At 36.1% G+C, this 18637-nt stretch carries 23 protein-coding genes and 1 pseudogene; 7 read left to right on the forward strand and 17 right to left on the reverse strand.

The window, feature by feature from the left end:
- Nucleotides 1-2 precede the first annotated feature (2 nt).
- The 7 genes from CYP43_RS07395 to gatC are packed head-to-tail and all read right to left on the reverse strand — an operon-like array spanning nucleotide 3 to nucleotide 5816.
- Nucleotides 3-545: a DUF1882 domain-containing protein gene (locus tag CYP43_RS07395; protein WP_103583215.1), complete on the reverse strand. Its 543-nt coding sequence runs from the start codon at nucleotides 543-545 to the stop codon at nucleotides 3-5.
- Nucleotides 545-1789, reverse strand: coding sequence for a serine hydroxymethyltransferase (locus CYP43_RS07400; protein ID WP_084041231.1), 1245 nt, complete (start codon nucleotides 1787-1789; stop codon nucleotides 545-547). Before CYP43_RS07400 ends, CYP43_RS07395 begins: the two co-directional genes overlap by 1 nt.
- The gene (gene lysS, locus CYP43_RS07405) at nucleotides 1786-3294 is read right to left on the reverse strand and encodes a lysine--tRNA ligase (protein WP_223154669.1); all 1509 of its coding nucleotides are present in this window, start codon (nucleotides 3292-3294) and stop codon (nucleotides 1786-1788) included. The genes CYP43_RS07400 and lysS overlap by 4 nt, the downstream gene beginning before the upstream one ends.
- A gap of 4 nt (nucleotides 3295-3298) precedes the next feature.
- On the reverse strand, nucleotides 3299-3766 hold the full coding sequence (locus CYP43_RS07410) for a Fur family transcriptional regulator (protein WP_021091630.1): 468 nt from the start codon (nucleotides 3764-3766) through the stop codon (nucleotides 3299-3301).
- 1 nt (nucleotide 3767) lies between these two features.
- Nucleotides 3768-4379, reverse strand: a complete 612-nt coding sequence (locus CYP43_RS07415) for a CvpA family protein (RefSeq protein WP_103583085.1) — start codon at nucleotides 4377-4379, stop codon at nucleotides 3768-3770.
- Entirely contained in the window at nucleotides 4379-5518 is a 1140-nt protein-coding gene (locus tag CYP43_RS07420; RefSeq protein WP_103583086.1) for a type IV pilus twitching motility protein PilT, read from the reverse strand. Before CYP43_RS07420 ends, CYP43_RS07415 begins: the two co-directional genes overlap by 1 nt.
- 10 nt (nucleotides 5519-5528) lie before the next feature.
- On the reverse strand, nucleotides 5529-5816 hold the full coding sequence (gatC, locus tag CYP43_RS07425) for an Asp-tRNA(Asn)/Glu-tRNA(Gln) amidotransferase subunit GatC (protein ID WP_072594515.1): 288 nt from the start codon (nucleotides 5814-5816) through the stop codon (nucleotides 5529-5531).
- Nucleotides 5817-5943: 127 nt separating this feature from the next.
- On the opposite strand from gatC, the gene CYP43_RS07430 reads away from it, so the two are divergent.
- From CYP43_RS07430 to CYP43_RS09810, 7 genes and pseudogenes are all read left to right on the forward strand, one after another.
- The gene (locus CYP43_RS07430; protein WP_103583087.1) at nucleotides 5944-6507 is read left to right on the forward strand and encodes a hypothetical protein; all 564 of its coding nucleotides are present in this window, start codon (nucleotides 5944-5946) and stop codon (nucleotides 6505-6507) included.
- On the forward strand, nucleotides 6507-7514 hold the full coding sequence (locus CYP43_RS07435) for an L-seryl-tRNA selenium transferase (protein ID WP_103583088.1): 1008 nt from the start codon (nucleotides 6507-6509) through the stop codon (nucleotides 7512-7514). Before CYP43_RS07430 ends, CYP43_RS07435 begins: the two co-directional genes overlap by 1 nt.
- Entirely contained in the window at nucleotides 7511-7843 is a 333-nt protein-coding gene (locus tag CYP43_RS07440) for a hypothetical protein (RefSeq protein ID WP_103583089.1), read from the forward strand. The genes CYP43_RS07435 and CYP43_RS07440 overlap by 4 nt, the downstream gene beginning before the upstream one ends.
- Nucleotides 7830-8459 (forward strand): type III pantothenate kinase, encoded by a 630-nt coding sequence (locus CYP43_RS07445; protein ID WP_103583090.1) that lies wholly within the window; start codon nucleotides 7830-7832, stop codon nucleotides 8457-8459. The genes CYP43_RS07440 and CYP43_RS07445 overlap by 14 nt, the downstream gene beginning before the upstream one ends.
- Nucleotides 8456-9064 (forward strand): ATP phosphoribosyltransferase, encoded by a 609-nt coding sequence (gene hisG / locus CYP43_RS07450; protein ID WP_103583091.1) that lies wholly within the window; start codon nucleotides 8456-8458, stop codon nucleotides 9062-9064. Before CYP43_RS07445 ends, hisG begins: the two co-directional genes overlap by 4 nt.
- Before the next feature lie 184 nt (nucleotides 9065-9248).
- Nucleotides 9249-9427 (forward strand): annotated as a pseudogene (locus CYP43_RS07455) (cytochrome c3 family protein); the annotation flags it as partial.
- A gap of 108 nt (nucleotides 9428-9535) precedes the next feature.
- On the forward strand, nucleotides 9536-9739 hold the full coding sequence (locus tag CYP43_RS09810) for a NapC/NirT family cytochrome c (protein WP_345917497.1): 204 nt from the start codon (nucleotides 9536-9538) through the stop codon (nucleotides 9737-9739).
- 554 nt (nucleotides 9740-10293) lie between these two features.
- Here the strand turns inward: CYP43_RS09810 and CYP43_RS07465 are convergent.
- The 10 genes from CYP43_RS07465 to accA form a co-directional block, all read right to left on the reverse strand.
- Nucleotides 10294-10938 carry an ABC transporter ATP-binding protein gene (locus CYP43_RS07465; RefSeq protein ID WP_103583092.1) on the reverse strand — a complete coding sequence of 215 codons (645 nt, stop codon included), beginning with the start codon at nucleotides 10936-10938 and terminating at the stop codon, nucleotides 10294-10296.
- Nucleotides 10938-12002 (reverse strand): translation elongation factor Ts, encoded by a 1065-nt coding sequence (gene tsf / locus CYP43_RS07470; RefSeq protein WP_103583093.1) that lies wholly within the window; start codon nucleotides 12000-12002, stop codon nucleotides 10938-10940. The genes CYP43_RS07465 and tsf overlap by 1 nt, the downstream gene beginning before the upstream one ends.
- Complete coding sequence (gene rpsB / locus CYP43_RS07475) at nucleotides 12002-12790, reverse strand: 30S ribosomal protein S2 (RefSeq protein WP_084109563.1); 789 nt, start codon at nucleotides 12788-12790, stop codon at nucleotides 12002-12004. The genes tsf and rpsB overlap by 1 nt, the downstream gene beginning before the upstream one ends.
- A gap of 145 nt (nucleotides 12791-12935) precedes the next feature.
- Nucleotides 12936-13151 (reverse strand): acetyltransferase, encoded by a 216-nt coding sequence (locus tag CYP43_RS07480; protein WP_103583094.1) that lies wholly within the window; start codon nucleotides 13149-13151, stop codon nucleotides 12936-12938.
- 77 nt (nucleotides 13152-13228) lie between these two features.
- The gene (locus CYP43_RS07485; RefSeq protein WP_103583095.1) at nucleotides 13229-14008 is read right to left on the reverse strand and encodes a DUF4198 domain-containing protein; all 780 of its coding nucleotides are present in this window, start codon (nucleotides 14006-14008) and stop codon (nucleotides 13229-13231) included.
- 155 nt (nucleotides 14009-14163) lie between these two features.
- Nucleotides 14164-14895 (reverse strand): polyphenol oxidase family protein, encoded by a 732-nt coding sequence (locus CYP43_RS07490; RefSeq protein WP_103583096.1) that lies wholly within the window; start codon nucleotides 14893-14895, stop codon nucleotides 14164-14166.
- A gap of 10 nt (nucleotides 14896-14905) precedes the next feature.
- On the reverse strand, nucleotides 14906-15520 hold the full coding sequence (locus CYP43_RS07495) for a riboflavin synthase (RefSeq protein WP_103583097.1): 615 nt from the start codon (nucleotides 15518-15520) through the stop codon (nucleotides 14906-14908).
- A gap of 271 nt (nucleotides 15521-15791) precedes the next feature.
- Nucleotides 15792-16763 carry a YwqG family protein gene (locus CYP43_RS07500; protein WP_180998664.1) on the reverse strand — a complete coding sequence of 324 codons (972 nt, stop codon included), beginning with the start codon at nucleotides 16761-16763 and terminating at the stop codon, nucleotides 15792-15794.
- Complete coding sequence (locus CYP43_RS07505; RefSeq protein WP_103583099.1) at nucleotides 16654-17508, reverse strand: CbrC family protein; 855 nt, start codon at nucleotides 17506-17508, stop codon at nucleotides 16654-16656. Before CYP43_RS07505 ends, CYP43_RS07500 begins: the two co-directional genes overlap by 110 nt.
- 192 nt (nucleotides 17509-17700) lie before the next feature.
- The gene (gene accA / locus CYP43_RS07510; protein WP_103583100.1) at nucleotides 17701-18636 is read right to left on the reverse strand and encodes an acetyl-CoA carboxylase carboxyl transferase subunit alpha; all 936 of its coding nucleotides are present in this window, start codon (nucleotides 18634-18636) and stop codon (nucleotides 17701-17703) included.
- Nucleotide 18637 lies beyond the last annotated feature (1 nt).

The following is an 18637-nucleotide window of genomic DNA, read 5'->3' on the forward strand; positions in this document are numbered from 1 at the left end:
AATTACATATATTTTGACCAACTTGCCCCGCGCTCTTTTTGATAGAGTTTATAAGGTAAAGTTAGTATGTTAAATTCTTTTGGCATATCGATATTTGGAAACATCCTCCACTCTTTAGGCAACTTCTGTGAAAGCTTTGCGTTGAGTACGTTTGCCAGCTGACAAGCCTCATTTAGCGTAGTGTGACCTTTATGCACATAAAGATGCAGATGCCCTGGCGTCCTACTCTCGTAGGCTGTAAAATTTATAAATCCCTCTTCTCTTAAAAGAAGCTGTGCTTTATGCCAAAATCTATCTGGGGTTCTGCCGTTATAGTCAAAGACTATATTTTCAACTTTATCGTATGCATTTATTAAAGAGTGTGCGATAACAGCTTTGCCCTCTTCATGCTCTTTCATAATATTATAGGTCAGTGGCTCATTTATCTTTTCAAATTTATCAAAGAAAATTTTGCCTCTATATTCTATTTTATTAACGATCGTATCACGCTTGATATAGTAGTGAGTTGTAATAATCTTTATAAGTGCCGTATCAATACTTTGCATCAAAATGTCGCTTTATCATAGATTATAAATTTATGAGCAAGTTCAACTAGCTCAGCTTTTGTCTTTTCTTGCAAAGATGTGTTGTTTATATCGCTTAGCACATCAGCTATTTTGTTTGCTATTAGTTCAAACTCAGCCTCTTTCATACCACGAGCTGTAAGCGCAGGACTACCAACACGTATACCACTTGTGATAAATGGGCTTCTTGTCTCGCCTGGAACCGTATTTTTATTTACTGTTATGCCTGCATTTCCAAGAGCGATATCAGCGTCCTTACCGCTAAAATCTCTATTTAAAAAGCTCATCAAAATTAGGTGGTTATCAGTGCCACCACTCACTAGGTCAAAGCCTCTTTTTATTAGCACTTCACCTAATTTTTTAGCATTTGCTTTTACTTGTTTAGCATAAATTTTCCACTCAGGGCTAAGGTTGTGCTTAAAGCCAACTGCCTTTGCTGCGATGACATGAACTAGTGGTCCGCCCTGAATGCCTGGAAAAATAGAGGCATTTATCTTCTTAGCATACTCTTCGTTGTTTGTCATAATGATACCGCCTCTTGGGCCTCTTAGGGTTTTATGCGTAGTTGAGCTTACGACATCGCAGTATGGGAAAGGACTTTGATGCTCACCAGCAACAACAAGACCAGCAATGTGAGCAACATCTGCAAAGAGTATCGCCCCAACAGCATCAGCTATCTCACGGAATTTTTTAAACTCGATCTCTCTTGTGTATGCACTTGCGCCACAAACGATCATTTTTGGTTTTACTATCTTTGCGATATCCATGACTCTATCATAGTTTATGCGGCCATCAAGCTCGACGCCATAGAAAAAGCTCTCATACATCTTGCCAGAGCTACTGACCTTTGCACCGTGTGTTAAGTGTCCACCATGGCTTAGATCCATTCCTAAAATTTTATCGCCTGGATTAAGTAAAGCGCCATAAACACCTTGATTTGCCTGAGAGCCTGAGTTTGGTTGAACGTTTGCAAATTCACATCCAAAAAGCTCTTTACATCTATCGATCGCTATTTGCTCGATCTCATCTACAAATTCGCAGCCACCATAATATCTCTTGCCAGGATAGCCTTCAGCGTATTTGTTTGTTAGGATTGAACCCATTACTTCCATAACTTCTGGATATGTAAAATTTTCACTAGCGATCATCTCAAGGTGATCACATTGGCGTTTTAACTCTAAATTTACTAGATCGTAAATGTCCTTATCATAGCTTTGCAAACTCATTTTTCATTCTCCTTTATCTCATTTTTAAGTGGCCTCATCGCTGGGAAGAGCACAACGTCACGTATTGATTTTTTATCCGTTAAAAGCATAACAAGCCTATCGATGCCTATGCCCTCACCTGCAACTGGTGGCATACCGTATCCTAGGGCCTTTACATAGTCCTCGTCCATCTCGTGTGCCTCATCATCGCCTGCGTTTTTAGCATCGATTTGCGCTTTGAAGCGATTATATTGATCGATTGGATCGTTTAGCTCATTAAAGCCATTTGCTAGCTCGCGACCAGCGATAAATAACTCAAATCTCTCAGCCACATCAGGGTTTGCGTCACTTCTTCTTGAAAGTGGACTGATCGAAATCGGATAATCAATAACAAATGTTGGGTGTATAAGCTTGCTCTCTACATAGTTATCAAATAGCTCAGCCTGCAAGTGGCCAAGATCAAGCTTCTCATTTGCTTCAAGGCCATCAGCTCTTAGTTTTGCTAAAATTTTATCTTTGTCGTTTATGATATTCTCATCTAGTCCGCCGATCTCAACGAGAGCTTTTTTGTAGCTTATTCGCTTAAATGGCTTACTAAAATCAATCTCCATACCGTCAAAATTTACAACTTTTTCCATATCTAGCTTGTCTAAAATGACATTAAAAAGATCCTCTGTAATGCCCATTAAATCGTGGTAGTTGTGGTATGCCCAGTAAAACTCTATACTTGTAAACTCAGGATTATGAGTAAGATCCATGCCTTCGTTTCTAAAATTTCTATTCATCTCATAAACAGCTTCAAAACCACCTACTATAAGACGTTTGAGGTATAATTCAGGTGCGATCCTTAGGTATCTCTCGACTCCAAGTGCATTGTGAAAAGTGATAAATGGCTTGGCGTTTGCACCGCCTGCTATTGGGTGCAACATCGGTGTTTCAACTTCTAAAAAGCCTTTTTCTTCAAAAAATCTTCTAATCGTGCTAATAATCACTGAGCGTCTTTTAAAATCTGCTCTAACTTCAGGGTTCATTATCATATCAAGGTATCTTTGGCGATATCTTGTCTCAACATCAACTAAGCCATGATACTTCTCAGGAAGTGGGCTTATCGACTTTGAAGCAAGGCTAAGCTCGCTTACATGCATGGAAAATTCGCCAGTTCTTGTTATAAAAGCATAACCTCTAACATAGACAATATCGCCTATCTCTACGTATTTTTTAACGATTTTAAACCACTCTGGATCAAGCGTTTTATTGCTAAAGTAAATTTGTAAATTTCCATCTTCATCTTCGATATTTGCAAAAACCGCTTTTCCAGCATCACGAATTAGTTTTATTCTACCTGCAAGACCTACTAGCTGACCTTCGGCCTTTTTTTCTTCTGTATCATTAATGTAGTTAAATTTTAGTCTAAATTTAGAGATATTCATATCTCTTCTAAGAAAATGCGGATATGGATTAATGCCTAAATTTCTTAGTTCGTCTATGCTTTGTAGTCGTTGAATCTCATGTTGGTTGTCAAATATCACCTTACTTTCCCTTTATATTATTTTTTGAGCATTTTTCACAAATTCCATAAAGCTGCATCATATGACCAGTTAGTTTAAAACCATGATCTTTTGCGATACTGATTTGTCTTTTTTCTATCATTGGATCTTCAAATTCTATGATAAGGCCGCACTTTCTGCATATCATATGGTCGTGATGTGGCTTTGTGGCAAGCTCAAATTTTTTACCTTGTGAACCAAAGCTGATTGATGTCACCATTTCTGATTCTTCAAGTAGATTTAGTGTTCTATAAACAGTTGCGATACCAATATTTAGCTCAGGGTGCGTTTCTTTTATAAAAAGATAAAGTCTTTCTGGAGTAAAGTGTTCACCATTGTTGTATAGCGTTTTTAGTAAAATTTCACGCTGTTTCGTGTATTTTAAACCATTGTCGCGAAGCACTCTTTTGAATTTCTCAAGCAACGCATCATATTCTAAATTTTCTATCATTTTATTCCCCTTTTGTGATATTAGAGTCGGTATTTACACTAGCATTTGCATCCATTGAGATAAATGCGTCAGTTTTATTTGTATCCGTTGGTCTTGCCACTATCTCATCTAACTCACTTTTGATATTTTTCACATCAAGATTTGTTATCCATTTGCCAGTTTCTATCAAAACCGGATAAACTTTACTGTTCGCAAAATAAGGAGCAATTATATTATTTAGCGAAGTACCAGATATTACAGCAACTACTGCCGAAAATGTTAAGAAAATTTTTCCACTTCCCATAACAAATCCACCAAGTCTATCCAAAAAACCAAGTCCGCTTACCGAAACTATTTTTGATAAAAATTTACCGACTAGCAAGCAAACTAGCCAAAAAACTAGCCAAAGAGAGATAAATGCGACAAACTGTAAAAATGAAGGATTTTCAAATTTATATATATTTTTAGTTATAAACTCACCAGATAGATCTGAAAACCTGCTAGCTATAATTAAGCCACCGATAAGTCCGATAAGTCCGAAAGCTTCTTTGATAAGTCCATTTAATATGCCTTTTATGCCAAGCATCAAGACAAGAGCAATAATAATAATATCAAACCACGTTACTAAATCCATTATATAGTTCCTATTAAATTTTGAAGTTCTTGCTGGCTAGTTGAATAAGCTAGCGCATTTTCTTTTGTAATCTTACCCTCTTTTAGTACTTTCATCAAAGCCTGAGTTTGCGTACCCATACCAGTTTGTTGTTGATTTAGCTGCATCTGAGAGTAAATTTGATGTATTTTGTTTTCACGTATCAAGTTTGAGATAGCCATATTGTTTATTAAAATTTCATGCACCGCACACCTTCCACCGCCTATCTTTGGGATCAGGCTTTGTGAAACGACAGCAGTTAGCGAAACACTAAGCATATTTCTTACTTGCAATTGCTCACTTCCATCGAAACTATCAACGATCCTATTTATAGTTTGAATGGCTGAATTTGTGTGAAGCGTACCAAAGACTAAGTGTCCAGTCTCAGCCGCCGTGATAGCCGTTGAAATCGTCTCTCTATCTCTCATCTCGCCCACAAGTATGATATCCGGATCTTCACGAACCGCAGATTTTAGAGCCCTTGAGTAGGAAGTTGCGTCAGTGCCGATATTTCTATGAGAAAATAGAGCTTTTTTATTGTTATGTACAAACTCGACTGGATCCTCAATTGTAATAATATGCTTTCTATAATTTAAATTTATCTCATTAAGCATGGCTGCAAGAGTTGTTGATTTACCACTTCCTGTCGGTCCAGTAACCAAAATAAGACCTTTTTCACGCTTAATAATATGCTTAAAAATTTGTGGGGCATTTAGCTCATCAAGAGATGGGATATTGATTGGGATTATACGAAAAGCAGCAGCTAAATCGCCATTCATGGTATAGTAATAGTTGCCACGAAAGCGACCAATATCTGGAAGCTCGATCGCAAAGTCAAGCTCTTTATTATTCTCAAGTTCACTTTTTTGTTCATCAGTAATCAAAGCAAAACATAAATTCTCTATATCCTTGCCTCTTAGTACGCCAAAATCAATAGGCTTTAAAGCACCATCTACTCTTATTTGCGGCTCAGATCTTGAAACAAGGTGAAGATCACTTGCCTTATCACTCACAACAGTTTTTAAAAGTGTTTTTATATCGCCAGCAAGATTATTAAGGCTATTATCTTCTGGTATTTTTACACTTAAATTCTTTGCCTGAAGCTGTTCGATTAGATCCATATTTTTACCATTATTCTATTATTTTTGGTACAGCAAAAAAATGCCCTTCACGTGAAGGAGCGTATTTCAAGATCGTATCAATCACATCACTTGGTCTTGGCTCATCTTCTCTTAAAGGTGTGCCACCTTTTATAGAGCTAACTACAGCTTCATCACTGCTTAGATCAAGTTCATTTAAAATATCAACAAAAGATACAATCTCGCTTAGTTGTTTTTTTACTTCTTCTCTTTTTTCATCACTGATTTGTAAGGCAGAAAGTTTTTCTAATTTATTTAAAAGAGTGTCATCTATTTGCATTATATAAGTAACCTTATTAATTAATTTTGAGCCATTATATCACATTCAAGCTTTAATTTTGGGATAGTTTTAATTTAATTATGTTAAAATCTGCGAATTAAAATTTTTTAAAAATAAAGGAAAAGCGTTGGCTATAAAAGAAGATCTAACACAGATAAAACAAGAGATTGGTGCTCAAGAACAGTTTTTAGAAAGCATGATCAAAGGTGAGCGTTTCTTTAGAAAGTATAAAAAATTTATGATAATTGCCATTATTGTTGCCGTCATTGCAATTATTGGATTTTATTCGAACAAAATAATAAATGATAATAGAATTGAAGATGCAAATTTGGCTTACTCAAAGCTCATTTTAAATCCAAACGATGCAAATGCCTTAAGCATTTTAAAAGAAAAAGAACCAAATTTATATGCACTTTTTTCACTTCAGCAAAAGCTTGATAAAAATGAGACAAATGGCATTAGCGAGCTTGCAAATTTAAAAGTAAATCCTATAGTAAAAGATATTATTCTTTCACAAAATGGTAATGCAAACACTCAAATTTTAAGCGAATATAGCATACTCTTAAAAGGTTTTGAGCTTTTAAAACAAAACAAAATCAAAGAAGCAAATGATGAGTTTAATAAAATTTCACTCGACTCTCAACTTCAAACTTTAGTTAAAAATTTAAAACACTATCAGGGAATAAAATAATGAAAAAAATTACTCTTTTCTTGGCTTTTGCCTTGGCCTTAGTTTTAAGCGGATGTGGCACAAAAAGACAATATTTCGAGCCAGCTCAAACCTCTGGCAAAATTTCTTTGTCAAAAGATATGCCATCTTATATCAAATCAACAAATGCAAATGGTGCCACTCTTGACAACGGCAATATCGTCACCAAAAATGGCCTAAATACAAGCATTAAGTTGCCTGAAAATTTTAATTTCTTAAATGAAAACAACGGCTTTATCATCTCAGCTAGCATAAATGGCGATCTAAATGTGACAGATCCTAGTGGACACAGCGTTTATAGTAATAAATTTCCAACAGCAATTGTTGCTGCTTCTCTTGATCAAAACCTATTAGCAGCTATCAGTGCAACAAACCACATCTATCTAATAGATATAAATAATGCAACAACAATAATGGAATACAGCTCGTCTAATATAGCAGCAGTTGATTCAAGGATCGTAGCACCATTTTTTATGAGCTCACTGATTGTATATCCGGCATTAGATGGCAAAATTTATATAGTACAAAAAGAGACTGGTAGAATTTTACGTGACGTGGTCGTAAGCTCTGAAAATTTCTTTAATAACATCATATTTTTAGGCGTTGAGGGCGATAATCTAATCGCAGCAACAGCTAAAAAACTTATCGTCATTAACCCAAACCAAACAGTTTATTATGACGGTGAGATCAAAGATGTACTAGTTAATAACGATGAAATTTATATCTTTAAAAAAGATGGTACGATCGTAAGAACAAATCTTATGCTAAAAGAGCAAAATAAAGTTAATTTCAAATTTGCCATCTTCTCAGCAGCTACTATTATCAATAATAAGCTCTACGTAATCGAAAAAACAGGCTACGTTATAAAAACAAATTTAGACCTCAGTGGAGCTGAAATTTATGAGTTTAGCGATGAGATAAAGGATAAAAGCTTTATGGGCAATGGTGCCTTTTATTATGATAATGAGCTTGTTAATCTAGGGCAATGAACCAAAAAATTTGGGAGCTTTTTGAAGCCAAAAAAATCCTTTTAAAAGATATCAAAGCACTTAATACAAGTGAATTTAGCACAAAAAAGACGCTTGATATCTTTTGGGGGGTGGACAATAAGAGCTTTTACAATCTTGTCTTTTTAAGAACAGCAAAAAGTAGATTACTACGCAAAGAGGCTTTGGAGCTTGAAGAAATTTCTAAAAAAATAGAGATGAAATTCCAAACAAGCCTAAGAAAAAAAACTATATTTTATAACTCAGAAATTTGTTCTAAAGCCTTAAAAGAACTACAAGATAATAATTGGCGATGTTATGATTTTGTGTAATATAGGCAATACTAACGCTACATTTTTAGAAGATGGCAAAATCTCACGTATGAAAATTTCTGAGTTTAAAAGCTATAAGCCAGAAAAAAAAGTATATTTTATATCCGTAAATGATGAAATTTTAAATATTTTAAAAGATAATAAGATGTTTGTGGATCTAGAACCATTTTTTACTATTGATACGATATATCAGGGTCTAGGAGTAGATAGAATCGCAGCATGTTACTCTATAAATAATGGCGTAATCGTTGATGCTGGAAGCGCCATAACAGTTGACATTATGGCAAATTCTATCCATCTTGGAGGATATATCTTGCCAGGCATTTCAAGTATGCTAAACGCCTACAAAAGTATCTCGCCACGACTTGATATTACTATAAATTCACAAATTGACATAGATGCACTACCACAAAAAACAGCTGATGCCGTGAGTTATGGCATTATTAAACCGATAATAACTCTACTAGATAAGCTAGCCGGTGATAAAAAAGTCTATTTTACTGGTGGAGATGGCGATTTTTTGTCAAAATTTTTTAAAAATGCTATTTGCGACAAGATGCTAATTTTTCGTGCCATGCAAAAGCTAATAACTGAAAAGAAAGATATGATAATATGATAACAGTAGCACTACCAAAGGGAAGAATAGCCGAGGCAACACTAGAAATTTTTAGAAAAATTTTTGGTTCAAGTTTTTTATTTGAAGATAGAAAATTAATCCTTGAAGAAGGAAATTTTAGATTTTTAATGGTTCGCAACCAAGATATCCCAACTTATGTCACTGAAGGTGCAGCTGATATTGGTGTAGTGGGGCTTGACGTACTTGAAGAGCACAAGCCAAACGTTGTAAGACTACTAGATTTAAAAATCGGACAGTGCAAAGTTTGCATTGGCATAAAAAACGACTCTGAACTAGATCTAAACCAGCCAGAGCTAAAAATAGCCACAAAAATGCCAAATATAACAAGAAATTATTTTACAAAACAAGCCGTAGCTGTAAAGATCATCAAGCTTTATGGCTCGATCGAACTTGCACCATTAGTTGGCTTAAGCGACGCGATAGTTGATGTAGTAGAGACTGGCTCAACCATGAAACAAAATGGACTAAAGATCGCTGATGATATCATGCAAAGCTCAGCTTATCTAATAGCAAATAAAAATAGTTTTATCATTAAAAAAGATGAGATTTTAGAGCTTTATAAAAAAATCAAAGAAGAAATTTAAAGTCCTGCTGCCTCATCATAAAGTACAAAAATTTCTCTAGTGATATAAAGTCCAACTATTCACTTATAAATTCTTTTAGAATAATGCATTGGTAGCTATTGGCGCACATTAGCACTTAGCAATACAAATTTAATCATGAGAGATTATTATTTAATCAAATTTTAGTCTATTGATTGCCATCAAAAACCAAGGCAATGATCCTAGCAAATTTAAAGCGACCAGTGATAATGGCTTCTTATCCTGTCATAAGAGTAAAAGCTCTTAGCTGATGGACTAAAATTTATGGATACTCTAAAAGCAAATCCTCACAACTCAGTTTATGATGGTCCGACTTTATACTGCGATGAGTGCCACGAGCATAAAATTCCACAATGAATGGGGAGGGTAACACCTTGAAAATTTCAAAAACTATTAGTGCCTATAATCTTTATAAGTAAAATTTTGGATTTTTAGTTGTTTTGCCAGTTCATTATGCATTTTATGATACAAGCGGAGATAAATTTCTGTATAGTTTGTCATGAGATGGATCCTATGGTCATTGCATATAACGACGACATCCACAGTGGTAATGGTAAAACAGGCATCAAAGCAAGATGCGTAGACTGCCACATACCACATGACAATATCGCAAAATACGCTCTAACAAAGGCAAAAAATAACATCTTAGAGGGCTGAGTATATTTCTTTGGTGATCATGATGTGATTGATTGGCATAAGAATATAAAAAATCTCGAGTATTTCGTATTTGATAATAGCGACACTAGCTCCACACAAATGTAATAGATAACAACACTTCAGCACAAATTCAAAAGATGCATGCTCACCATCAACAACTTAAAGAGTTAAAATGTGCAAGCTACCAATATGATGTATGACATGGGTATGGTTTAGAAATTACCTTGAATACCGAAAGCTAACATATAAAATTTATGAGAAGATTATATTAGAGCAAAAGATTGATGTTAAGAAAAAATCTTCAAAGATGAATATAAACCTACAAAAGAAGAAGAGGAATTTTTAAAACAAAAGGCTGATAAGAATAATGCAAAACATGTTGGTGGATAGTCTAAACTTTCTATTAATCAGGCAAGCAATTTGGTCTTACCTGATTTTACATATTACATAAAGCTTTTTAATACAAATTTTTATTACAAAGATATAGATAAATCTAAATTGGAAAAATTTATAAAAATATTAAAGATAAAATAATAAATTTTAGTTTTTAAAATTTAAGAAATTTGCACAAGCTCTTTGTTCTCAAGCTTGTAGGAGCTATCGCATTTTGCTGCTAAATCGTTGTCGTGAGTGACTAGAACAAGGGCGGCATTGTTTTCATTTATATAGTCAAATAAAACTTGCATCACCTCATTTGCAGTTTGCTTGTCAAGGTTGCCCGTTGGCTCGTCTGCAAAGATGATCTTTGGCTTTTTAGTAAGCACTCTAGCGATACTAACGCGCTGCTGCTGACCGCCACTTAGTTCGCCAACTTTTTGGTTCATAACGCTTGAAATTTTAAGCGCTTCAAGATCATTTTTTTCTATATTTTCACCAGATAAGATACTTGCAAGCTCGATATTTTCATAAGCACTAAATCCTTTAAAAAGATAGTGCGACTGGAAAATAATGCCAAAATTAAGCCTTCTAATAGCCAAAAGCTCATTTTGAGAAAGCTCGTAGATCGATCTATCTTGATAGATAACCTCGCCAAAATTTGGCTTCAAAAGTGTTGAAAGTATGTGTAAAAGTGTTGATTTGCCACAACCGCTAATGCCGGTTATCGCGATGCTTTGTTTTTGATTGAGAGTTAAATTTATATTATTAAAGAGCGTATAATCATACGCAAAGCCTAGATTAGACGCTCTTAAAATTTCCATTAGCCTATTTGAGCAGCAACTTCTGCAGCAAAGTCATCTACTTTTTTCTCTAAGCCTTCGCCAAGCTCGAAACGAACGTATTTTACGATCTCGATCTTGCCGCCAAGCTCTTTGCTCTTCTCTTCGACAACTTGTTCGATAGTCTTTTTATCGTCCATTACATAAAACTGACCTAAAAGTGTAAGGCGTTGATCAAGCACTGTGTTATCAGCGTAAAATCTCTCGATCTTACCAGGGATGATCTTATCCCAAATTTTCTCAGGTTTGCCCTCAGCTTTTAACTCTTCTTCAATCGCTTTTGTAGCTTTTGCAAGCTCAGCGTCGCCTATCTGGCAGCGGCTAGCATACTCAGGGATGTGGTGAAGTGGCTTGCCTAGGCGTTTTAGCTCTTCATTGTCTTTTTCAAGCTCAGCGCGGAGTGCGATAAATTCTTTCTCAACAAACTCTTTATCTAGGTCTTTGTAGCTTATAATGCTTGGCTTCATTGCAGCTGCGTGCATACATAAATTTCTTATAAATTCAGCTGCTTTGTTTGCAACTTCAGCACTTTCGCAAGCTGCACCGATAAGCACGCCAACACGGCCATTTGAGTGAACATAGCCATTTACCACGCCCTTGTCATCAGCGCTAATTGTCTCAAAGCGGCGAACTACAAGGTTTTCACCGATAGTTGCGATCTGAGTTTTGAAGTAATCTTCAAATTTAACACCATTTAAAGTGCTTGCGTTTAGCTCTTCAACTGTTGTTATGCCACTTGATTGGATATGAGCTGTTGCATCTTTTGCAAGTGCTTGAAACTGTGGGTTTCTAGCAACGAAGTCAGTTTCAGAGTTGATCTCGCTGATAGTTGCTTTTTTGCATTTTGAGCAAACTTCAACACTTACCAAGCCCTCGCTTGCAAGGCGATCAGCCTTTTTAGCAGCTTGACCAAGACCCTTTTCACGAAGGATATCAACAGCTTTTTCCATGTCGCCATTTGCTTCGCCAAGTGCCTTTTTGCAGTCCATCATGCCAGCTCCGGTTGATTCGCGGAGCTCTTTTACCATTTGTGCAGTTATTTCCATTATTCTTCGTCCTCGCCAAAGTCTTCTTCGCTCATAGCCTCAGCTACAACCGCGTCTTTCTCGTCTTGGCTTACTTCTTCGCCAGCAACTTGCTCGCCACCATCTTGTTCAAGAAGTGATTTACCTTCGTTGATCGCTTCAGCCATCTCTTGGCAGAAAAGCTGAACAGAGCGGATCGCGTCGTCGTTTCCTGGGATCGGATAGTCAACAACGTCAGGATCGCAGTTCGTATCGATCGGTGCTACAACTGGAATTTTTAAGCGGTTAGCCTCTTGAACAGCAATTTTTTCTTTAACTGTATCAACAACGAATATCATATCAGGTAGGCTTTTCATATTGCGGATACCACCAAGAGTTGCGATAAGCTTCTCTTTTTTGCGGCGAAGCATTAAAGCCTCTTTTTTAGTTAACAAATTTATCGAACCATCTTCTTCCATAGTTTCGATAACTTCTAGTTTGCGGATAGACTGTCGGATAGTGCCAAAATTTGTCATCATACCACCTAGCCAGCGGTGATTTACATAAGGCATTCCACATTTTTCAGCGTACTCTTTGATGGCGTCGATAGCTTGTTTTTTAGTGCCAACAAATAGCACTGACTTTCCCTCAGCAGCTGCGTCACGAACGATATTATAAGTGTAGCGGAAGTAGCGGATAGTCTTTTGTAGATCTATAATATAGATACCTTTTCTCTCGCCAAAGATAAATTTTTTCATCTTTGGGTTCCAGCGGCGTGTTTGGTGACCAAAATGTACGCCACACTCTAATAAATCTCTCATAGTTACCATGAGTTTCTCCTTGTTTTAGGCATTTTGCCTTGAATTTAGTTTTATCCTCCACGACCATTAATACTTTCGCACAACCAAATTTAGGATTGTCGTGTGTGAAATAAAGGGGGATTATACTTAAAGTAATATGAATTTAAACTAAAGTTTATTTACTTAATTGTGAGTCTTCTTCGATTTTTATTAACTTAGCAAAAATTTCTACCAATGCTTGCCTTTGTTTGGATGAAATTTCAAACTTCTTAACATTTAAAAGAATGCTTACAAACTCCTCATTTTGTAGCGTTTCTACGCCAAATTTTCTTGCATTTGTAGTGATTTTTAGCACAAGAGGATTTTTTGATTTAAAGTTTTCGTAAGACATTCTTTCTCTACTTTCAAAATTACAAAGCAATTATAAAAAATTTATAATAAATTCGGACTCAAATTTATATCAAACTTTTATTCTTTTATCTCAAAACTAAGTGTCGTTTTTAACGTCTCTTTATCACACTTCGCAGCATTTGGATAAGGTCTTTCATAAATCACATCAAATACCCAAAATCCTGGTCTTAGAGCTAACACTTCAGTAATGCCTTGCTCATCAGTCATACCGTAAAATGCGTGCTTATGGTCTAAAAATCCAGCAAAAATACCAGTTAGCTTAGCTCGCTCTAGCGGCTTTCCATCAGCAAAAACCTGCAATTTAAAAGGCTTATCTACTCTAAATTCCGCTGGGTTTTGTAGCGGTACGATCTCAATTTTAACTCCAACAGGTTTAGTTACGAAGTCGTTTGTTTCACCTAAATTTAAGACTCTCTTAGATGTTATCGTCATCAGCCGACAAATCTGTATATCACTTAGATCCTTTAGATCAAGCTTTGTTTTATCTATTAGCCACTTGCCATCACTACGTTTTTTAAGCGAATACATAGGATTTTGCTGTGCTAGTAAGATATATGTGCCTTTGTCTAATCTTTCGCCCTCATAGCGGTAGTTCTCGCCACTTTGTGTAAGCTTCTTTTTGCTACCATCTTTACTTATTACAGTAATTGGCGCAAAAAGATGGACGCGTTCAGCAATAATAGGCTTTAGCTTTGGAAAATCATCGCTATAACCCATATTTGCGATAAATTTTCCTAGCTTTTCATCATTAGCTCCATCTACCCAAAACATGTGTGCTTGCACCATATAAAAGGCTCCTGTTAACATAACAGCGGTCAAAATTTTACCTATTTTCATGATTTTCCTCGTTGTTATTTTTGAGATTTGACGTCAAATTGTAGCTAAAAATTATTATATTTAGCCATTTTTTAGATCAGATTAAATATCAAAACGTTCAATACAATTTAGCTAGCAAATTTTAACAGGCAAGTAATGAAGCTAAAAATTTGCTTTTATTTTTTAGTATTTATTGATGCAACTCTATTCATCACAAATCCGCAAAAACGCCCGGTCCTGATCTGTTTGCGGTATGAGAATAATTCATCTCTCTCAAAAGTACAACGAGGATTTAGCCATATTTGCTCTACTCCAAGCTTAGCAAATTCGTCTAATAAAGCTGCGTTTATATCAAATTTTCCATCTTTTTTATATCGGTTAAATTCACCAAGATCTAGCTTGCCTACTTCGTAGTTTTGCACTTTAATATTTGCGCCTATAAATACGCGTAAATTACTATCGCGACAACCAAACTCACTCGTCATCAGCCCCACTGCATTTGTGCAAATTTTACTAGTAACACCTGCGCGTCCCGCATGCACAGCTGCGACTACGCCAAGATGTTCATCTATTATCAAAACAGGTGCACAGTCAGCGACTAAGACGCAAAGCGCCACGCCTTTTAATGATGTTATCACACCATCGCACGGAGGTAGAGTATCGTTAAAATCTTGCAAAATTTCCACTCGATTTGAGTGGATTTGGTTCATAAATTTTAAATTAATAGGCATAATGCCAAGCGCCGTTGCTAAAATTTTACGATTTTGTGCGACCTTTAGTGGATCATCGCCAACATGATCTGCTAAATTTAAGCTCTCATAAGCGCCCTCACTCACACCGCCAAATCTATTTGTAAAGCCAGCTAATACGCCATTTTTATCAAAAACGATCTCCAAATTTTCACGCATCTTCGCTCGCTTAGTAGAGGCTCGAAATTCTCTCGACTTCATCCCAGCTAAGGCTGCCATTTTGCTTAGCTTCAAGCATCCTAGCCACGTAGCGAGCCAGCAGATCGCTCTCGATATTTACGCGTCTGCCCACTTTAAAAGTGCCAAAAAGGCTATCTCTAAAAGTGATGGGTATGATAGTTAGCCTTATACCCTTTGACAAAATTTCATTTATCGTAAGGCTCACACCCTCAACGCCCACTGAGCCCTTGTTTGCCATCAGAGCCATCGCCTCTCGCGGTAGATCGATGTAAAAATCAACGCCATTTTCATGCTTTTTTATAGCTGAGATCACGCCGATAAAGTCGATGTGGCCCTGCATCAAATGCCCATCTACTCGCTCTCCAAGTTTCATCGCAGGCTCGATATGCACCTTACCAGTTAAATTTTCAACCGCGACATTTGCTCTGCTTTCTGCGCTTAGCTCCACACTAAAGCCATCATCATATAGTTTTGTCACACTTAAGCAAGCGCCATTTACTGCGATACTATCGCCTAAATTTGGGCGAAATTTAGCCTTTAGCCTTAATACATTTTGCGAGTAGCTAACGATCTCGGCAAGCTCCCTGATTAAGCCATTAAACATATTTTGCCTTTAAAATTTTTTGAAGATTTTACTAAATTTTGCCTAAATTTGGGTATTAGCATATTTAATTATTTTCTATATTCAAGTAGATGGCAGGAATGGAGAAACTTTTAGTAGTAGCGTCAAGAATATTAGTAAAAATTTGGTGGCAAGCTACTTATTTAGAAAAATTTATTAGGCAAGTCTGGTGTAAAACTTTGCTATAAATTTTAGATAGCATGCCAAAATCAACAAATACTCTATGAATAAAAATAATATTTATTTTTCAGCATTAGCTTGTCTGTAAGATCAGCCACGTTTTGCTAAAATCGCGCACTAACAGATCATCTCTCTTTATCCACAGATAAATTCTGCCCTCTCCGTCCCAGTCCATGTCGCCCTCATCATCACTATCTATCTGTAAAAGTAGTTGCCACTGGGCAACATTTTTCTCAAATTCTGCTATTCTTGGGTGGTGATAAGCACTACTATCACCGCAACTAAGCCCATTTGTAACTAGCTCACACTCTAGCTCCATACCATCTTGGACATTATCGGAGTGCCCAAGGAGCTTATTTTCTTTAGCCTGCCAGCTTGGCTCAATAACCTCATGATAGGCCTCCCACTCAGCTTCACTAATTTTACTAAATGGCATAATTGAGCTTTGTAAATTTGGCAAATTTATCTCATTTTCAAAGCTAAGCAAGCGCGCATTAAATGTAAAATTTTCTCCCTCTAAGCTCTCCGCTCTCCTGCGAGAAAGTGGCCCATGATTTACATCAGAAAAGATCACTGCAAAGCCATTTTTATCGGTAGGATCATAGCCCCAAATACGCAAATTTCTATCATAAAAAAGATAGAGCATACCACTTTTTGGCAGTAGTGAGTCAATGTCAAATTTGCTAGCTTCAGCAAAATTTATCTGTGCCACAAAACTTAAAGCGCCATTTTCATTTGAAGGCCATGATAAACCATCTGGTAGATCTGGCGAACCGCCAAATTTAGACGCTCCAACGGCGATATCATCGTCATTTTTAGCTTGCGTATCTATCCTTATGGCATTTCTTGCTAGTGGCGATAAAAGTTTAAAAAGTTCATCCAGCCCACGTTCTTTACAACCTTTAGAAATTTTTGCAATATCCATATTTTCCTCTTTAACAAGCATCACCGTATATATGATACTTCTTACAATGCAAACAACGAAACAAATATCCAGCAATATCGCCAGCTTTAACAAGATGTTCGCGTAGCATTTTATCGTCATACTCGGCTCTTTTTGCATAGTCCTCAAAGACATCGTCTGCTATACCCATTTCTTCAAGCTCTTTTGTGCCAACGTCACCTAAAAATTCGCAATAATCATCACAACAAGCTATCCAATGCTCGCCCTGCCAGCTCTCGTAGCCCGGGGTTCTTCTAAAGAGTTCGTCATCCTTTTTAGCATCACTTGTATTTAGTTTGTCAGCATCTTGCACAAATGTAGCGTCAAATTTCTTAGCAGCCTTACCACTAGAAATACAAGTAGGACAAAGATACGAAATATCTTGCTCGCAATAAATGCTACCGTTATAATAAACTTCAGTATCTTTGCCGCAGCACTCACACACTATATTCATATCATCTTTAAATGCGCCGGTTCTTAAAGGATTGGGATGGTAAATAAATTTTGGCAGCGTAGTGGCTTTGTCTTTTTGAGCTAAAATTTGACCTCTACTTTTTGGGCGAGGCAGCGCCCATTTATCATTTTCGTCAATGAATTGCACTAGATAGCCAAGTGTCTTTAGCTGTTTTTTATCACTTTTGTCATGTATTTTTAAAAGTAAGTCGTAAGCACTCTTTCTCATAGATAAAAGCTGATAAACATCGACCAAAACATACTTTGCGCAAATGTCATCACAATTTTCCAACTCTTCTTTAAACTGATAGAGTGCCTCAATACTAGAAGCATTGCCATTATTTTTATAATATTCTTTTGAAAGAGTGATATATTTTTCTTGAAATTTATTCATTAATATTCTTTATATGGATTTGACATTAACAATTTTAGTGTTTAAATCTTAAAGATAAAAAAGCTAGTGTAAAAATTATGGCTGTTAAAACTATTAAATTTATATCGATTTTTAAATTATTTTAGTATTTTGGTAGATGATGCCACAAACAAATTTGATAAGTATTCTTATAAAATTGTTGTGACTATAAATTTATTCTTCAAATGCTCCGATAGAGAGAATTTTTTCTATTCTTTTTGCAACAAGATCATTTATATCAAGCTTTTCAAGCTCAGCTAGCTCTGAGATAAAATAATTTGCAAGTGCTTTTGCAGCACCATCTTTATCTCTATGGGCTCCATTTATCGGTTCATCTATAACAGCATCAATCAGTGATAGACTTTTTAAATCATCAGCTGTTATTTTCATAGATTTTGTAGCTTGTTCCTGTTTAGCTGGGTCATTCCAAAGTATTGCTGCACAGCCTTCTGGAGAGATAACTGAAAACACAGAATTTTTCATCATAGCAAGTCTATCAGCCACACCTATAGCTAAAGCACCACCACTTCCACCTTCGCCTATGACAACAGCAATTATTGGAGTTTTTAAATTTGCAAACTCAAACAAATTTCTAGCTATAGCTTCACTTTGTCCTCGCTCTTCAGCTCCAACACCTGGATATGCGCCTGGAGTGTCTATGAGAAATAAAATGGGTAGATTAAATTTCTCAGCCATTTTTGCAACTCTAAGAGCTTTGCGATAACCCTCAGGATGAGGCATACCAAAATTTCTTCTTAATTTGTTTTTAGTGCCACGTCCTTTTTGCTCGCCTATAACGACAGTCTTTTTGCCTCCGATATAGCCGATGTAGCAAACTATCGCTGGATCATCTCTAAATGCCCTATCTCCATGAATCTCATATCCATCAATCAAAAACGCATTAATATAATCAATAGAATATGGTCTATCTGGATGACGAGCAAGTTGCAAACGTTGATATTCGTTTAAATTTTTATATATTTTTGATATCTCTTTAGATAAATTCTTATTTAAAATTTCAACAGCATGTTCATCGCCTCTGATCTTAGCATTTGCTATATCTTCATCAATTTGTTTTATGCTTTTTTCAAAATCTAAATAATTTGACATC

The sequence above is a fragment of the Campylobacter concisus genome (genome assembly GCF_002913045.1).
Classification (GTDB): domain Bacteria; phylum Campylobacterota; class Campylobacteria; order Campylobacterales; family Campylobacteraceae; genus Campylobacter_A; species Campylobacter_A concisus_AP.

Bases quoted from the DNA above. Each gene is read 5' to 3' on its own strand.
- CYP43_RS07395 (WP_103583215.1), bottom strand. From the start codon at position 545: ATGCAAAGTATTGATACGGCACTTATAAAGATTATTACAACTCACTAC.
- CYP43_RS07400 (WP_084041231.1), bottom strand. From the start codon at position 1,789: ATGAGTTTGCAAAGCTATGATAAGGACATTTACGATCTAGTAAATTTA.
- CYP43_RS07410 (WP_021091630.1), bottom strand. From the start codon at position 3,766: ATGATAGAAAATTTAGAATATGATGCGTTGCTTGAGAAATTCAAAAGA.
- CYP43_RS07415 (WP_103583085.1), bottom strand. From the start codon at position 4,379: ATGGATTTAGTAACGTGGTTTGATATTATTATTATTGCTCTTGTCTTG.
- CYP43_RS07420 (WP_103583086.1), bottom strand. From the start codon at position 5,518: ATGGATCTAATCGAACAGCTTCAGGCAAAGAATTTAAGTGTAAAAATA.
- gatC (WP_072594515.1), bottom strand. From the start codon at position 5,816: ATGCAAATAGATGACACTCTTTTAAATAAATTAGAAAAACTTTCTGCC.
- CYP43_RS07435 (WP_103583088.1), top strand. From the start codon at position 6,507: ATGAAAAAAATTACTCTTTTCTTGGCTTTTGCCTTGGCCTTAGTTTTA.
- CYP43_RS07440 (WP_103583089.1), top strand. From the start codon at position 7,511: ATGAACCAAAAAATTTGGGAGCTTTTTGAAGCCAAAAAAATCCTTTTA.
- CYP43_RS07445 (WP_103583090.1), top strand. From the start codon at position 7,830: ATGATTTTGTGTAATATAGGCAATACTAACGCTACATTTTTAGAAGAT.
- hisG (WP_103583091.1), top strand. From the start codon at position 8,456: ATGATAACAGTAGCACTACCAAAGGGAAGAATAGCCGAGGCAACACTA.
- CYP43_RS09810 (WP_345917497.1), top strand. From the start codon at position 9,536: ATGCATTTTATGATACAAGCGGAGATAAATTTCTGTATAGTTTGTCAT.
- CYP43_RS07465 (WP_103583092.1), bottom strand. From the start codon at position 10,938: ATGGAAATTTTAAGAGCGTCTAATCTAGGCTTTGCGTATGATTATACG.
- tsf (WP_103583093.1), bottom strand. From the start codon at position 12,002: ATGGAAATAACTGCACAAATGGTAAAAGAGCTCCGCGAATCAACCGGA.
- rpsB (WP_084109563.1), bottom strand. From the start codon at position 12,790: ATGGTAACTATGAGAGATTTATTAGAGTGTGGCGTACATTTTGGTCAC.
- CYP43_RS07480 (WP_103583094.1), bottom strand. From the start codon at position 13,151: ATGTCTTACGAAAACTTTAAATCAAAAAATCCTCTTGTGCTAAAAATC.
- CYP43_RS07485 (WP_103583095.1), bottom strand. From the start codon at position 14,008: ATGAAAATAGGTAAAATTTTGACCGCTGTTATGTTAACAGGAGCCTTT.
- CYP43_RS07490 (WP_103583096.1), bottom strand. From the start codon at position 14,895: ATGCGTGAAAATTTGGAGATCGTTTTTGATAAAAATGGCGTATTAGCT.
- CYP43_RS07495 (WP_103583097.1), bottom strand. From the start codon at position 15,520: ATGTTTAATGGCTTAATCAGGGAGCTTGCCGAGATCGTTAGCTACTCG.
- CYP43_RS07500 (WP_180998664.1), bottom strand. From the start codon at position 16,763: ATGACGATAAAATGCTACGCGAACATCTTGTTAAAGCTGGCGATATTG.
- CYP43_RS07505 (WP_103583099.1), bottom strand. From the start codon at position 17,508: ATGAATAAATTTCAAGAAAAATATATCACTCTTTCAAAAGAATATTAT.
- accA (WP_103583100.1), bottom strand. From the start codon at position 18,636: ATGTCAAATTATTTAGATTTTGAAAAAAGCATAAAACAAATTGATGAA.